Origin of the sequence: Novipirellula methanifontis (assembly GCF_052161655.1) — a bacterium.
In the GTDB taxonomy this organism is placed as follows: Bacteria; Planctomycetota; Planctomycetia; order Pirellulales; family Pirellulaceae; genus Novipirellula.
In genome coordinates this window covers 940,781-956,029 of record NZ_CP197418.1, presented here as the reverse complement: position 1 = coordinate 956,029, position 15,249 = coordinate 940,781, and the positions used below count along the sequence as shown (strand labels likewise).

Annotated in this window: 14 protein-coding genes; 11 read left to right on the top strand and 3 right to left on the bottom strand. The window is 55.0% G+C overall.

The genetic code is table 11. The features are described from left to right. Positions 1-503: 503 nt before the first annotated feature. The 8 genes from SH528x_RS03405 (at position 504) to SH528x_RS03370 (ending at position 7,179) form a co-directional block, all read left to right on the top strand. A complete protein-coding gene (locus SH528x_RS03405; RefSeq protein ID WP_442509131.1) occupies positions 504-1,082 on the top strand; it encodes a hypothetical protein in 579 nt (192 codons plus the stop codon). 287 nt (positions 1,083-1,369) lie between these two features. Beyond that, on the top strand, positions 1,370-2,347 hold the full coding sequence (locus tag SH528x_RS03400; protein WP_442509130.1) for an aldo/keto reductase: 978 nt from the start codon (positions 1,370-1,372) through the stop codon (positions 2,345-2,347). 17 nt (positions 2,348-2,364) lie between these two features. Further along, a complete protein-coding gene (locus SH528x_RS03395; protein ID WP_442509129.1) occupies positions 2,365-2,718 on the top strand; it encodes a VOC family protein in 354 nt (117 codons plus the stop codon). A gap of 269 nt (positions 2,719-2,987) precedes the next feature. Continuing rightward, positions 2,988-4,130 (top strand): iron-containing alcohol dehydrogenase, encoded by a 1,143-nt coding sequence (locus tag SH528x_RS03390; protein ID WP_442509128.1) that lies wholly within the window; start codon positions 2,988-2,990, stop codon positions 4,128-4,130. Between the two features lie 129 nt (positions 4,131-4,259). Next, positions 4,260-4,889 (top strand): imidazole glycerol phosphate synthase subunit HisH, encoded by a 630-nt coding sequence (gene hisH / locus SH528x_RS03385; protein WP_442509127.1) that lies wholly within the window; start codon positions 4,260-4,262, stop codon positions 4,887-4,889. Further along, positions 4,886-5,380, top strand: a complete 495-nt coding sequence (locus SH528x_RS03380; RefSeq protein WP_442509126.1) for a hypothetical protein — start codon at positions 4,886-4,888, stop codon at positions 5,378-5,380. The genes hisH and SH528x_RS03380 overlap by 4 nt, the downstream gene beginning before the upstream one ends. A 309-nt stretch (positions 5,381-5,689) precedes the next feature. Beyond that, positions 5,690-6,316 carry a CAP domain-containing protein gene (locus SH528x_RS03375; protein ID WP_442509125.1) on the top strand — a complete coding sequence of 209 codons (627 nt, stop codon included), beginning with the start codon at positions 5,690-5,692 and terminating at the stop codon, positions 6,314-6,316. Positions 6,317-6,330: 14 nt separating this feature from the next. Next, on the top strand, positions 6,331-7,179 hold the full coding sequence (locus SH528x_RS03370) for a hypothetical protein (protein WP_442509124.1): 849 nt from the start codon (positions 6,331-6,333) through the stop codon (positions 7,177-7,179). 120 nt (positions 7,180-7,299) lie between these two features. Here the strand turns inward: SH528x_RS03370 and SH528x_RS03365 are convergent, their stop codons facing one another. Further along, a complete protein-coding gene (locus tag SH528x_RS03365) occupies positions 7,300-8,376 on the bottom strand; it encodes a hypothetical protein (protein ID WP_442509123.1) in 1,077 nt (358 codons plus the stop codon). 227 nt (positions 8,377-8,603) lie between these two features. Between SH528x_RS03365 and SH528x_RS03360 the strand changes: the two genes are divergently transcribed. Beyond that, positions 8,604-10,172, top strand: coding sequence for a tetratricopeptide repeat protein (locus SH528x_RS03360; protein WP_442509122.1), 1,569 nt, complete (start codon positions 8,604-8,606; stop codon positions 10,170-10,172). A gap of 29 nt (positions 10,173-10,201) precedes the next feature. Here the strand turns inward: SH528x_RS03360 and SH528x_RS03355 are convergent, their stop codons facing one another. Next, entirely contained in the window at positions 10,202-10,963 is a 762-nt protein-coding gene (locus SH528x_RS03355) for a sulfite exporter TauE/SafE family protein (protein WP_442509121.1), read from the bottom strand. A 426-nt stretch (positions 10,964-11,389) separates the two neighbouring features. Beyond that, positions 11,390-12,505: a lactonase family protein gene (locus SH528x_RS03350; RefSeq protein ID WP_442509120.1), complete on the bottom strand. Its 1,116-nt coding sequence runs from the start codon at positions 12,503-12,505 to the stop codon at positions 11,390-11,392. Between the two features lie 432 nt (positions 12,506-12,937). Here SH528x_RS03350 and SH528x_RS03345 point away from each other — a divergent pair, with 432 nt between their 5' ends. Together SH528x_RS03345 and SH528x_RS03340 are read left to right on the top strand one after the other, a co-directional pair. Further along, the gene (locus tag SH528x_RS03345; protein WP_442509119.1) at positions 12,938-13,396 is read left to right on the top strand and encodes a hypothetical protein; all 459 of its coding nucleotides are present in this window, start codon (positions 12,938-12,940) and stop codon (positions 13,394-13,396) included. A 307-nt stretch (positions 13,397-13,703) separates the two neighbouring features. Beyond that, positions 13,704-15,137: a trypsin-like peptidase domain-containing protein gene (locus SH528x_RS03340; RefSeq protein ID WP_442509118.1), complete on the top strand. Its 1,434-nt coding sequence runs from the start codon at positions 13,704-13,706 to the stop codon at positions 15,135-15,137. Positions 15,138-15,249 lie beyond the last annotated feature (112 nt).

The window sequence follows — 15,249 nt, the reverse complement described above, 5'->3', positions numbered from 1 at the left end:
CTCCGCGTAGTGGATCTTGCTAAAGATCCCGGCCGCCACCGAAATAAGAAAAACGTTCCGGAGGTTGGATACTCGAGGGACGTGTAGCCACGTCCACTACCGACTCCTCGTAGTGGATCTTGCTAAAGATCCCGGCCGCCACCGAAATAAGGAAAACGTTCCGGCGGCTGGATACTCGAGGAACGTGTAGCCACGTCCACTACCGACTCCGCGTAGTGGATCTTGCTAAAGATCCCGGCCGCCACCGAAACAAGGAAAACGTTCCAGAGGTTGGATACTCGAGGGACGTGTAGCCACGTCCACTACCGACTCCGCGTAGTGGATCTTGCTAAAGATCCCGGCCGCCACCGAAACAAGGAAAACGTTCCGGAGGTTGGATACTCGAGGGACGTGTAGCCACGTCCACTACCGACTCCTCGTAGTGGATCTTGCTAAAGATCCCATATATGATGCCAGTTACAAACGTATAGCTACGCTTACGCGTCTAACGGGGAATCATTGCGATGACCAAACGCGATCACTTGCATCGACTTCCGCCTCGCTACTATCAAGCGGATGCGATTGTCCATTGGTCCATCACGATATTCGAACGTCGCCAAGGATGGATTTCCGTCACGTTACTCTATCGCTTTCGTGAACTGATGACGCATACCTTGTTTCGCTACGGATTGGCTTGCCCCATTTTTTGTCTGATGCCCGACCATTTCCATATGGTGTGGATGGGGCTTTGCCCAGGTAGTGATCAACTGCTCGCGATGAAGCATTTCCGAAAAACGGTTAATGATTCGCTGAAACGAATTGGTTTTCAGCTGCAGGATCAAAGCTATGATCACGTTTTCAAGGAACAGGACCGACGTGAAGGAGAGTTCCGAAACGCTTGCGAATACATTGCCAGAAACCCAGAACGCGCTGGGATGGTCGATGTTGATAAGTTCGCACAGTACAAGTTCTCGGGTTGCGTTGTTCCAGGCTATCCCGAATTACGTGTGTTCGATGCTGACTTTTGGGATCGATTCGACCGAGTGATCTCGTTCCTTCGTAAACGAGGCTTGATGCAAGTGGGACGGAGCGGACCTTGCTGAAGCGAAAGCGGAGTACGCTGATCTTCAGGGTAAGGGACGTGTAGCCACGTCCACTACGGGGACGCGTAGTGGATCTTGCTAAAGATCCTATTTGCTGAAACGGGAAAGGTCTCTGACGGTGGGATGCGCGAGGGACGTGTAGCCACGTCCACTACGGGAATCGATACTCGCTCGTCCGACGACGTTCTGCGGGGGGCGATGCTGGATTGTCCTTCGAACCTCCGCTAGATTGTGCAAACTACTGCACACCATCTTAACGCACTGACACGAGCGAATTCTCAACCATCATGGAATCGATCCAACTAAAAAGTGGGCGAACCGTCCCCTCTGTCGGACTTGGACTTTGGAAAATTGACCAGGCCGAAACTGCCGATGTCGTCCAGTCCGCGATCGATTGTGGCTACCGACATTTCGATTCCGCCTGTGACTATGGGAACGAAGTCGAAGCGGGCAACGGACTGAGTCAAGCGATTCGTGATGGCAAAGTCACACGTGACGACCTTTGGATCACGTCAAAGCTTTGGAACACCTACCATCGCCCCGAACATGTGCGTCCCGCGCTCGAAAAGACGCTTGCCGATTTGCAACTCGACCACCTCGACTTGTATCTGATTCACTTTCCGATTGCTCAGAAATTTGTGCCGTTTGATCAACACTATCCGCCGGGCTGGTTCGCCGATCCCGACGCGGCATCGCCGAAGATGGAACCGGACCATGTTCCGCTGATCGAAACATGGCAGGCGATGACGGAATTAGTTTCCGCAGGCTTGGTTCGCGAGATCGGCGTTTGTAATTTCAGTGTTGCACTGATCCGAGAATTGATGAACCAAAGCGATACACCGCCAGCGATGTTGCAAGTCGAATTACATCCCTATTTGACTCAGCAAAAGCTGCTGCGGTTTTGTCGTGAGTCCGAGATCGCGGTGACCGCGTTTTCGCCGCTTGGGGCTCAGTCGTATTTTCAACTGAACATGGCCGAGTCCGGGGAAGCGGTGATCGAGCAGGCGAAGATCAAAGAGATCGCATCACATCACGGTCGCACACCGGCGCAAGTCGTGTTGCGTTGGGGCATCCAGCGCGGCACCGCGATCGTACCGAAGTCCTCCAAGACCGAGCGATTGAAAGAGAACATCGCCCTGTTTGATTTTCAGTTGAGTGACGACGAAATGAAAACGATCGATACGATGGACCGCCATCGCCGCTTCAACGATCCTGGCGATTTTTGTGAAGCCGCGTTCAATACGTTCTTTCCAATCTACGAATAACGCCGGAGTTCTAACGAATGAATCAGCACGAAAAACTGAACTATGTCGAGTTTCCCTGCAAAGACCTCGCCGCAACCAAATCGTTCTTTCAGAATGCATTTAGTTGGTCGTTTGTGGATTACGGTCCTCAGTACAGTGCGTTTGCGGGCGAGGGGCTCGACGGCGGATTCTTTCAATCAGATCAAGCCGCCACGACCGCCAATGGATCGGCGCTGTTGGTTTTCTACAGCCAGAAACTCGAGGAAACGCAGGCCAAGGTCGAGTCGGCCGGTGGGACGATTATTAAGCCGATTTTTACGTTTCCCGGCGGACGGCGATTCCAGTTCACCGAACCAAGCGGCAATGAATTTGCCGTCTGGTCGGATCAATAACGACATGCGGCTCGATTCGGCGAAACCACTCGGCATTCTGGCGGTTTAAATACGGTGGGTGGATCGAGCGAGGTTTTGTCCATTTTTGAAAAGGCGGCGATTTCGACGTCAATGAAACAATGCTCAGCACCCCGTCCGTTTAGGGGGCACCGCTGCCGTGTAGGTTCCCTTGCTGAGGCACCAAGATATGATGTAGACACGGTGCAACGCTCGTCTTGCAATAAAAACCCACCTTTTTGCCGTCCTCCCACCTCATTTTCGAGTCTGCAATGCAGCCTTTTGACACCCAAAGCCGAACGCGTGTGGTTTTTGGCGCAGGAACGCTCTCGCGACTCGGCGAATTGGCGAGTGATTTCCGCCCTAAATGTGTGATGGTCGTCAGCGACCCTGGATTGATCAAAGCAGGACATTTCGAACACGCTGTCGCATCGCTCGTTGCCAGCGGGTTGAAGGTCGAGTCGTTTCACGATTTTGCCGAAAACCCCACCTCGGACATGGTCGACGCCGGGGTCCGCCATGCGGCAAAGGTCAAACCCGACCTGCTGATTGGGCTTGGCGGGGGCAGCAGCATGGATTGCTGTAAAGGAATCAATTTCGTTTATTCGTGCGGAGGAACGATTCACGATTACCAAGGTGTCGGCCGAGCGACCACCGATTTATTGCCGATGATCGCTATCCCGACCACCTCGGGAACCGGCAGCGAAGCACAATCGTTTGCCCTCATCAGCGACGCCAAAACGCATGTCAAAATGCCATGCGGCGACCCTCGGGCGGCTTGCCGAATCGCGATCCTTGATCCCGATTTAACGATGACCCAGCCACGTTCGGTGACGGCGCTGACCGGGATCGATGCGATCTCGCACGCGATCGAGACCTATGTCACCAAACGTCGCAATCCGATGTCGACGACCTATTCGCGACGTGCATTTGGACTATTGGCACAAGGATTTCCGCGTGTTTTGGCCGATCCGAATGATCGCGAAGCACGCAGCCAAATGCAGCTTGGAGCCCATTTTGCCGGCATGGCGATCGAAACCTCGATGCTCGGTGCCGCCCACGCGACCGCAAACCCGCTGACCGCTCGGCATGACATTACGCACGGCCAAGCCGTTGGATTGATGTTGCCCGCAGTAATTCGGCTGAACGGGCTGGATCATCCTGATTGGTATGCGGAACTGATGCGAGAAATCGACCCGACCGCCTCGAGCGAGAATGCTCCCGCACAGTTGGCGGACAAGGTCACCGAGTGGCTTCGCGACGCGGGACTGGCCACGTCGTTTGAACAGTTGTCGATCCCCTATTCGGAAATCGAAGCGTTGGCCGAAGAAGCGCTCCAGCAGTGGACAGGGACGTTCAACCCCGTGCCGCTGGACCCCGAAAAAGCACGGGCGCTCTATCACGCAGTGGCTTAGGCTCTACCACGCGGTCGCTTAGGAATGTGAACCACAGGTTGCGAGAATACGTCCTCACCGATATTGTCGAGCACGCCTATTTTCGCACGGTTCTTTCACATTTCTTCCAAAGTCATTGCCTGTACCACGATGATCACCATTGTTGACTATCAGATGGGAAACCTCCGCAGCGTTCAAAAAGGAATTGAACGCGTCGGTGGCTCTGCACGAATCAGTTCCGACCCTCGTGAAATCGCTGAGGCAGAGAAGCTGATCCTGCCGGGTGTCGGGGCGTTCGGGGACGCGATGACCGAGATCCGCCGCCGTGATTTGGCCGGCCCGATCCGCGACTTTATCGATTCAGGAAAGCCGTTCCTTGGCATCTGCCTAGGGCTGCAACTGCTTTTTGAACGCGGATTCGAGCACGGCGAACACGAGGGACTTGGCGTGCTGAAGGGAGACGTGGTTCGATTTAAATTGCCGCATTCCTACAAAGTGCCACATATGGGCTGGAACACGGTGACGCACCAAACCGAACCGCCGCTGCTGAAAGACATTAGCCCCGCAGCCCACTTCTATTTCGTTCACTCGTATTACGTTCGTCCGGCGGATCCCTCGGTGGTTGCACTGACGTGTGATTACGGCGGCCCGTTCTGTGCGATGGTGTGGCGAGACAATCTGTTCGCGACCCAGTTCCACCCGGAAAAGAGCCAAGCGGATGGGCTGAAGCTGTTGTCAGCCTTTTCGAACCTGTCGAGCGAAAATGAGGTGACGGCGTGACCACCGCTCCTCTTGCTCTGACGTCCCCCGATGGCTCACTGCGAGTCGAATTCCGTTGGTGCGAAGACCGCTTTGTGCACCAGATCCTCGGCGGCGAAGCGTCCAGCGACGAAAACGCTGCAATGGCGAGCGTCAATGGAACCGCAGAGCAAGCATGGCCTTGCTCACCGCCGATTCAACAACTTTCGCTCGAATCGCTACCGGTCGGTGATGCACTACTGGGCGTGGGGGCAGCAGGCGTCAGCCACTGGAGCGTCAGTGTGCATTGGCAGGAATCGACCAACGAGCCAACGCTTTTCTTTGATTTTGCCTGCCGCTGCAAGCAAACGCCTGAGTTTCTGGGTAGCACTTATCACACAAATCCACGGTTCAAAATCGAGCCGGGCGAGGGATCCCAACTGAGCATCGACGGTGACCGAACCCAGATCTGCCCCGCTTCGGCGGACGCGTCCGGCACCCTCCGCTGGACCTACAGCATCAAAAGATGCTAGCAGGCCAACTCTTCCCAGCCTGCCTATGCTACCCATCATTCTGAGTGAATTCCCATCTGAATCATGCGGCCGTAACTCAAGCGAGACGCAGGACTTACAACGACGGTTAAAATAAAACTCTAGCGAAACTCGCCTTCTCTACCCTACGCCCCCCTTTCACCCAACCGGCAAAGTTTGCATTTTCGTTGGCTCGTTGATTGGCTGAGATTTTGGGCACGCTCCTTTCGAACACCAAGACCGTGCCCCTTCTCGTTCTGCCAACGACTCTCGTCAACTGAAAGTTCTTGGTTCGTAGAAAAGGGAAGTAGTATGCTTCGAATGATGTTTGTGGCTTTGGCTGGACTGATCACCACAAGTGCAGTTTTGGCAACCAATGTGGCCGCCAACACCGTGGTGCTTGCGTCCAACGAGTACGTTTGCCCCAAATGTGGAAAAGTGCATTCGCACTCCGCCCCGCCTGCGTCGGTCACGCAAACTTCGTGGACTAACCCCACGGGAATCCAATCGGCGCCGAGCCAAATGGTACCGGGCCAAATGGTACCGGGCCAAATCCAACCGGCGCAAATTCAATCTGTGCCTGGGCAATCGTATTCAAGTACGATGCCTGCATCGACGATGCAATCCAGTGGTGGCACCTCCAACGTGCTGGCGACGCTCAATGCCCAGCGGGCTCGCAACGGAGTCGGTGCGCTTAGTTTTGATCCACAACTGCAAGCGGTCGCACAGCGACGTGCCGCGTTGATGGCTTCGCAAGGATTGAAGAACCATCCGCCGGGATCGTTCGCCCCAGGAATGTACGAAGGGGTAGGATGGTCGAGTTCCTATTCACCCTCGGGAGTATCGGCTTGCTTTACAAACGATTCACGGATGCGAGTCGCCGGAGCCGCGATGGCCACGGGTCGCGATGGAGTCTACTTCTGCGTAGTCTATCGCTAACGCCGGTTTCGCTGATGAACAAAGTTGTGTCAGCGAGTGCATCCAATGTCTGCTCCAAGTCGCAGGGAACGCGACTTGGACGAGGGCCTCGCATCCTGATTGTGGCCATCGCACTAAATCTATCGGCTGGCTTGGCCACGGCGCAACAAATCGCCCCACAACACTCCCTTGCGGTTTCTGAATCGCAAGCCAAGGAATCGATGCAGTGGCTTGCGACGCGAGCGATGCAAGAAGTTCCCCCCGTCTATACGGGCGATAAAGACTGGGGCGATACAAAAAAAGTATGGGCTGGTGTCCGAGCGAAGTTTGATGGACTGAAACTAAAAACGCATCGACGCTTCAAAGAGGTGAACCACGGTCGCTGGATTCGATACGAAATCAAGTTGCCCGAGGTCAATGCTCCGAATGCCGCCACTACAAAAATCAATTCAGCAACGCTAAACGAGCAGGATCGCTGGCGAATTGATTCCACCACCGAAACGCCAATGCAGTTCACAGCCAAAGTCGAGCGTTGGAATTTGGGTGTCAAACTCTACAGCGTCACTGTGACCGGGCACTTGCGAGTGCAGCTGCAACTGACCTCCACGATCGGACTGTATCTGGACTACAGCGAAATACCACCCGCTGTGGTCGCTGAACCGATCATTGAGGGTGCCAAGTTAACACTGGCCTCGTTCGAGATTGACCGGATTAGCAAGATCGGCGGCGATGCCGCAGAAGCCTGGGGCGAAGTGATGCAAGAAGTGATTGTTCAGCGGTTTATCGAAAACCAGAACGATCGTATTGTGGCAAAGTTAAATAAAGCGATTGAAAAACACCAAGACGATCTGCGATTTTCCTGGTCAATGCTGCTCAATCGCTAAAGGTTTTCTCCACTCCCACGCGGCTTTGTGGGATGCTTCCAAGCCCATGACAGGCTGGAAGCCATCCACATTCATAGCCGAAACTCTTGGCGAGTTTCGCTACGCAAAGTCTATCCCGCTTTAGCGGACGGTGGCGGAACCGCCTGCGTTACCTTGGACGGCCGCGTTGGTCGCAGCAGCACTTTGAGCGGCAGCGTGGGCAGTCTCTTGCGCCTGGGCCATCGCTTCTTGCTGTGCCGATGCAAAGGCAGCCAATTGGGTTTCCATCACGTCGGCTTGTGCCATCAATTCGGCATTGGCCGTTGCGATTGCCTGATCTCGCATTTGCGAAATCTCGGCACCCCGTTGGCGTGCAGCGACCGCGATCATCGACGACAAATCGACGTTGGCATCCAAGATTCCTGCGATACCGAATTGACCACTGGTTTGGCTTTCTGCGTTGGCCGAGGTTGACCCTTGGTTGGCGAAAGCTGCTTGCGCCGACGTTGCAAGTTCGCTGCTAACGTCTGTCGCACTATTGGCGGCTGCATTGGCTTTGCCATGGCCTTCTGCGAAGACGTACGCCGTAGTACCCGCAGCCGCTTTAGCGTGAGTTTGTGCGGCGGCCTTGATCATTGCGGTCGTACGAAGTGGATTGAATTGACCGAAGATCGAATCGTACACAGCCACGTCACTGTGCGTGATTTGGATCGGGGCGGCCGAAGCACCGACGCGTGCTTGCGCGTTACTCGACGTTGCGATCTGGTTCTGTCCAACGCGTGCGTTTCCGCTTGCGTTCGCATTGGCACTGGCGTCCAGGCGAGTGCTGGAGGCAGCTGAGAGTGCTGCCGACGAAGCCGACTTGCCCGTTGCTTCGACGCGTGCTGCTAAACGAGCCGCTTGACGCGCGGTCACTTCGACCTGATTGTTCAGTCGAGCGGACACGTTGCCAGCAACCTGAGATTGAATGCGTTGTTGCAGTTGGGCTTGGACCTGAGCTTGGACCTGGGCCTGAACTTGCGATTGGATTTGATTTTGCACCTCTCCCTGCACTCGTTGCTGAACTTGTGACTGGACCCTTTGTTGGACACGCTGCTGTGTTTGAGCTTGAGCGCCCGAAAGTGCACCGCCAAGGCCTTGGGCCTGTGCCGTGGTCGAGATTGCAGCGCCGGCTACAACCACTGCGATTATCCGTCTGATTCGTTTTTGATCGTTCATCCGTGAAACAAGCTCCATGCGAGGGAATAGCGAAGTGACTGAGTAAAGGTTGGCGATCCGATTCACGACCATCGCGAATCGGGGTGGTAATTCGCGGGGACCGCGTGTTACTAAGTGGATTGAACGCCAACCCTCGTTCACTTCACCGGCACAGTACCTCATCCCGGTCGCGATACGCCAGACAGATTCGTTCGCCGATTCGATTTTTCGATACTTGCACCGATCTAATGCTTTCAACTTCTCCCTTCTCGCCAGCGTCCCTATTCGCATGCGTGGTTGCATGGTTGTGTGGCACCGTGGTCAGTTGTTTGTGTGCCCAAGACGCCGCAGTAGGCTTGGGCGAGAGTCAAACGCAGCATCAACTCGAGTTTGGGCAAATCGCAGAGGGACAAATCGCAGCAGTGCCTTCGACACACGGGCAGCCCACACAGGGACAGCTCTCGATGTTGTCAATGTTGCAACAGAGGGTTACCAAGACCCCCAATCATTCGGATTCGTGGCGGTCGCTGGGGCGATTGCAAAACACGCTCGGCGATCCCGATTCGGCGCTCGTGTCGACGCGTCGTGCGATCGAGCTGGATCCGTTTAATGCCGCGGCCCATTTTGATCTGGGGCAATTGCTGCTCAGCAAGGGGCAAAATGACGAGGCTCTTTCCCATTTCGATCGTGTTTATGAAATCGCTCCTGCTAGCTCGTATTCGGATCAACTACGCCAACAGGGCGTCGTGAATCGTCAAGCGAGTCAAGCGAAATTAAGTAATGCTTTGCCAACAAACGCGACAAGCATCCCTGTAACGCCATCTTCCCTCTCGCCTGGTGCATCCACGGATCCGTTGGTCCAGCCCGCCAGCTATTCGATTCAGTCGTTCGATGGATCCGACAATCTGGAGCAGCGTTTTGAGGAGTTAGAAAGTGAAGTCAAAGAGCCGCTCAATCGGCTGCGAGTCTTTTTTGAAACTGGCGTACTCTACAACTCCAACGTCACGCTAACGCCGATCAGTCGCGAATTGGCTCAGAGTGACAGTGCGAGTTTCCAGGCGTTCGCCAATCCCGATCTCGATTGGAAATGGATTCGCACCGAGACAACGCGAATGGGGCCAATGTTCCGCGGCTATTTCACGGCGAACGAGCAACAGTTCGAGCAGTTCAATCTGGCGAGCTTTCAACCGGGAGCGTTCTTCGAGCGTGATTTTCAGCTCGGTCAAAACGAAGCGATCGGCCGTCTGGAATACATTTTTGCAAATGACTTTTTTGATGGCGACCAAGTGGGCGACCGTCATTCCGCGACCGCATCGCTCACGTTAATCCGGCCCGATTTGGACGCGATCTACGGTTACTTGACGGTGGCTCAATCGAATTTCACCAACGATGGAATTGATCCTACTGCGACGTCGCTTGATGGCACAACGGTGACTGCAGGCATCAGTCGTTTCTTTCAAACCGGTTGGGATCGCATGCCGACGCATGCACTTGGGGTTGATCTTGAATCAGCCGACACCGAGGGAGCCGACTATCGGTACACGTCGATCAATTTGCACGGATCGACGGGTTGGACGATCACAGATCGATGGAAGTTCATTCCAACGTGGGGTATCGGCTATCGTGACTACGCAGACTTCACCGGCCCTGTGGCACGCGACGAATTCTTTTGGCGGCTGCATGGTCGTTTGCAATACGCCGTTACCGATTCGCTGGCGATCGCCATGGTCGCCGGGCACGACCGATTTGCCTCGGACAATCAAGATTACGACACCGAGCGGACCGAGGGTGGTGTCGTTGTGACGTTCACTCGATAGCGATTCTTTAGCGACTGCTCAGCGGCCAATTAACGGTTACTCAACCAGGGCGCCGCAAGACCTGCGATTCCCATCACGAACAGAATACCCAGCGTGATCCGTCGCAGTCTCGCACGCCCCAGCCAGTTTCCAAAACGTAGCCCGGCGAACGTGACCAGCAACAACAGCGGCGTCATTGCTGCGGCCAACATGCCAGGCTGGACGATCCGTGACCCGAACGTGTAATACAGCAGCCCTATCGCGGGGAACATGCTGATCAAAAACATCCCAAACAGAAATCCGCGAATACGTCGGGTGTCCCAGTCATGTGCTTGCACCCAAAACACCAGGGCGGGGCCCCCCATGCCAACAAGCCCCTGTAAGAATCCGGAAAGCGGAAAGGCAAGAAATGCCCAACCACGATGCAACTGCGTCTGAGGCCGTGGGTTAAACACCATCATGGCGATCGTCACAGCCAGCACGACTCCGCCCACGACTTGACGAAGCGTGATCACCGAATAGGCCTCGAGCGTTTGCAGCACTGCGATGCCGATCGGCAAGAACAGAATTCGAGTGAAGCCAGGGACTTTCAGTTTGGAAAAGGAAATCGCGTCACGTAATGTCCAAACGCCCCACAGATTTTGTGGGATCGTGGCGACCAGAAGCGACGTTTGGGCTTCGGGGATCGAGTAGCCAAACCACATCAGCGCAGGGACAATAAATAGCCCGGCAGCAAAGCCTGCAGCCGACTGGACAAAGATCCCAATGCACAAGATCAATGCGAACGGAATGATGGAAACGAGCTCGTTCATAGTGATTCGCAGTGTAACCAGCCGAAGCTAGGTCCAGAAGGAGCGGAATCAAAAACGACTCGGTACCCGTCTGCTGGCTTCCCGTTGAGGCTGACGTGATTGTTAGCGGTTTTGGCGCTAGCCACCGTTCTGTTGTCCAACAAAACGCCTCTGCAAAAGTGTGCACCGGAACCGGGGCTAGCGCCCAAACGGCTAACATTACAGCGCAATGTCATACCAAATCAGCTGCCTCACGACGTTGGTGGAGAGGTGGCAGTAAACCAACGCAACCAAAAATCACTACGGGCGAACCGGCAACCATCCACGCTCTGGCGAGCGTAGCTACAAAACGCAATTTCAAAACTTGACGCTACACGGCGCTAAAAAAACGCCAAAGGGAAGAAATCCCATTGGCGTTTCCGTTTAAAACCATTTGGGCGACGAGGCTTACTCGTGCTGCATCAACACACAAATCGCCGAAGGAGCAAACACCACATTCTGGTTAAACGTCAATTCGCCGGTCTTTTGGTTGACGGCGAACGAGGCCAGCGTGTGCGAGTTTTGTCCAGCCGCCAACAACCAGCGGGCACTTGGGTCGAGGTTAAAGTTGCGTGGCGTCGCACCCCGAACGTGTTCAAGTTCGACCACCGAAAGTTCCCCGCTTTCGGGATCTACTTTAAAGACGGTGATCGTGTCGTGACCGCGGTTGGCGCTGTAGACAAACTTGCCGTTAGGATGGACGCGAATTTCCGAAGCACTTTTGAAAAGTTCTTTCGCAAGCTCGGATTTGGAAACAGTCGGAATCGTTTGCTTGGGCGTCATCGTTCCTTTTTCAGCATCGTAATCGAACACGGTGACGCTGAGATCGAGTTCGTTTAGCAAGAAGATCCACTTGCCATTGGGGTGAAATTTCAAGTGCCGCGGTCCGCCCCCCAGTGGAGCTTGGCCAAAACCGTGTGGGGTCAGCGTGGCGGAGTCTGTGTCGACTTTGTAAATCATCACCTTGTCGAGTCCGAGGTCGGGGACAAAGGCAAATCGCTCATCGGGCGAGAAACCGGCCCAGTGGGCATGCGGTGCTTCTTGGCGACCAGGCACGATGCGTGATCCGCCTTCGTGCTTCATCAGCGAGGTGCGTTTGTTGACCGAACCATCGGTATTGAGCGAAAATGCGGCGACCGATCCGCTGCCGTATTGAGCCGTCATCAGCATCTTGCCTTTGGAATCGACCGAGACGTGAGCGGCGCCCCCGTCATCGATGGCTACTGAGTTTAGCAGCGTCAACTTCGCGTCTTTGCCACTGCCTTGGATTTTGTAGGCCGCGACGGATGCAGTTCCATTAACGTCGCCGACGGCGTACAACACCTCGCCATTGGGATGCATGGCGAGAAACCCGGGACCGCCCATCTCAGCCGCCAACGTCGGATCCGACAGTTTGCCGTTTTGAGTATTCAACGTGCAGTGGTAGATGCCTTTGCTAGGCTTTGCATTGCTCGTTCCAATCCAAACGCTGATGACTGTGTTGTCGCCAGGCCCGGCAGCAGTCGATGGCGAAAGTGAACTCATGGTGTGTCCTGCAGTTAGAAAGCCAAACAACAGAGTCAAAAGTAATACGCGACGCGTCACGATGTTTATTTCCTGGGAAAAAAGGAGGAGGGTGGGGGCGGATTGAGGTGGGAACTCCTATCTCAATAGTCACTAATCTAACGAACTTGATTCACGCCTGGGGCATCCATGCGGCGAGTTTAGGTAAGCTACGGCAACCTTTGCGATTTAGCGGTATTTATTAAAGATCGCCTTCTCAAGACCCGATCATGATAAAGGTAGCTAGAAGACTTCGAGGGGGGATTCCTCGAAATATGCGGTCGGTTGCGATGTTTGTCGCCTGACTCTCAATCTTGTATTCGTTGACGCCTGGGATAATCCACAAACCCAGGCAGCACGTTTTGAAAGAGTGAGTCAGACACAATCAGCAATACAAACGATCGCCCGTTGACCATGTTGCGATTTGCATTCACAAAAACACTCTTTCTCGTGCTCGGCCTCGGATTGATTTCAATCCAAGTTGGCTGTGTGGCACTGAATATCCCCAGCGAACGACTGGCGGATCCTGAGGACGGCGGCGGCGTGCTTGGCGATTGGAAACAAAATCGTTCCAAGCGAATCGCAACCAAGTGGCACCATGCCTTCTCAGACCCCGTGGGGATCGAATCCACTGCGGAGTTTACGAATTCAGGCGAGTTCGATCCCAATTGCCAGCAAGGCGTACCGGGAAACGCCGTACCCATCGACGACTCGGGCTTCCCGATCGAGCAGGGTTTTGACGGCGGAGCACTCGCGGTCGCCCCCTTTGATTCGTCGGTCGAACAAGATGGCTCGATCAAAGCTCCCGAGATTCCATGGCCGCGATTCCACCCTATGCCAACTCGCCCCGTCTTTGGGGGTGGCACGCACTAAGCAGTCCCCAGTTTGACTGCACCTTTCGGCTAGCGATGAGGCCCACCACTTGGTTGCGAATGCTCGAAAAACTCGAGCTTTCTATGGAGAATCGCTCACTCTTCCGCAGCTTCGGATCGGGGAAGGCCCCGTTTCTCTTTCCAGATGTTAAGCCTGGTAAACCTTGCGGCGCGCGTTCAAAACGCACAAGCGAATGAGCGGATTGTTCCGATGCAAACAGCCATACCGGTGATACCGGTGTTTGGGCAGCGGGCGTTGTGGAGTCCGCTGATGATCGTGCATCCGAAAGATTCGGGTCTAGGGATATATGCTACCAACAACCCTACGTTGTCCGGCTGTCGGCCGCTTGATGTTTGCCAGCTTTGCCTTTTCGCTGGCTACTTCGACGCTGTCGCTGCCAGCTCAAACGCCGAGTGATTCGGACAAAAGCAGCGACCGCTCTCACATTTCCAGTGCTCGGCAAACGCCAACGGTTCTGGCGATTCGCCGCGCCGCACCTGCTGTGGTGAACATTCATGGTCAAAAGACCGTGCGTGCAACCGCAGCCGGAATGGCCGGAGCCAACGGGCCTGATTCGTTCCGTCAAGTCAATGGAATGGGAACCGGGGTGGTCATCGATCCTCGCGGTTACGTGATCACAAACTTTCACGTTGTCGAAGATGTCGACGACATTTTGGTCACGCTCGACGATGGCCAGACCACGACCGCAGAACTGATTGCGGCTCGCGTTCGCAACGACTTGGCCTTGATCAAAGTCAACGTGGACCATCCATTGCCGACGATCCCACGCGGAACCAGCAGCGATTTGATGGTCGGCGAGAGTGTGATTGCGATTGGCAATGCATTTGGATACGTCCACACCAGCACGCAAGGTATTGTCAGTGCGTTGCATCGCGATGTACCTGTGAATGAGTCACAAGAGTATCACGATTTGATTCAAATCAGTGCCGGGATCAACCCCGGAAACTCGGGTGGCCCGCTATTGAACATTGATGGAGACATGATCGGAGTCAACGTCGCCGTTCGCGTCGGAGCTCAGCAGATCGCGTTTGCCATCCCGATGGATCAAGTGGTCGATATCGTGACCGAGATGATCAACGAGCATAATGAGAAGCGTTTATTAACAGGTCTGCGAACAAACGGCGGACCCCGCGACGGTGACGGCGTGACTGTCGCCAATGTCTCCGCTAGCAGCCCCGCCGCACGGGATGGGCTGAAGCCGGGTGACCGCGTGGTCCGCGTTGGTTCTCAGCCAGTGGATGACCGACTTGATTTTGCTTTGGCGATGTTGAACGCCAGCCCCGGTGATCAACTTGAGTTTGCAGTGGAGCGAGGCGGACAACAAATCGACTTGGCGATGCGTACCGAGCAACCGCCTGCGTCGGCAGCTTCGACAACCGAAGATTTGGCGTGGTCGCGAATTGGCATTCAAGTGCGTCCGGTTGCGGAATCAACAATTCGCCGCCTGAACACACGGATGCGGACGAAGTACCGCGGTGGTTTGTACATTGCGGGCGTTCGTCCCGGATCGCCTGCGGACCAACAAGGGATCACCACGGGCGACGTATTGCTAGGCATTCATGGCTGGCAAACCTCGAACATGGCCGACTTGGCCGGTATCCTCGAGCATCCCGACATGCAACGCGGTCCCAAAGCAAAGTTCTATATCGTGCGTCGTGAGCAAACGTTGTTCGGACACTTGCAAATCGCAGCTCAAGCGGACAGTTCCGCTCGCCGTTAGAACACGGCCAGACAGAGTTTGCTCTAAGTAATTTGAGCAAAAAGCCCGACGTGAACGTCCCGGGGCGAACTTGAGCTTAGCGACCCGCATCGCATTTCAAGTTTGCCGACCC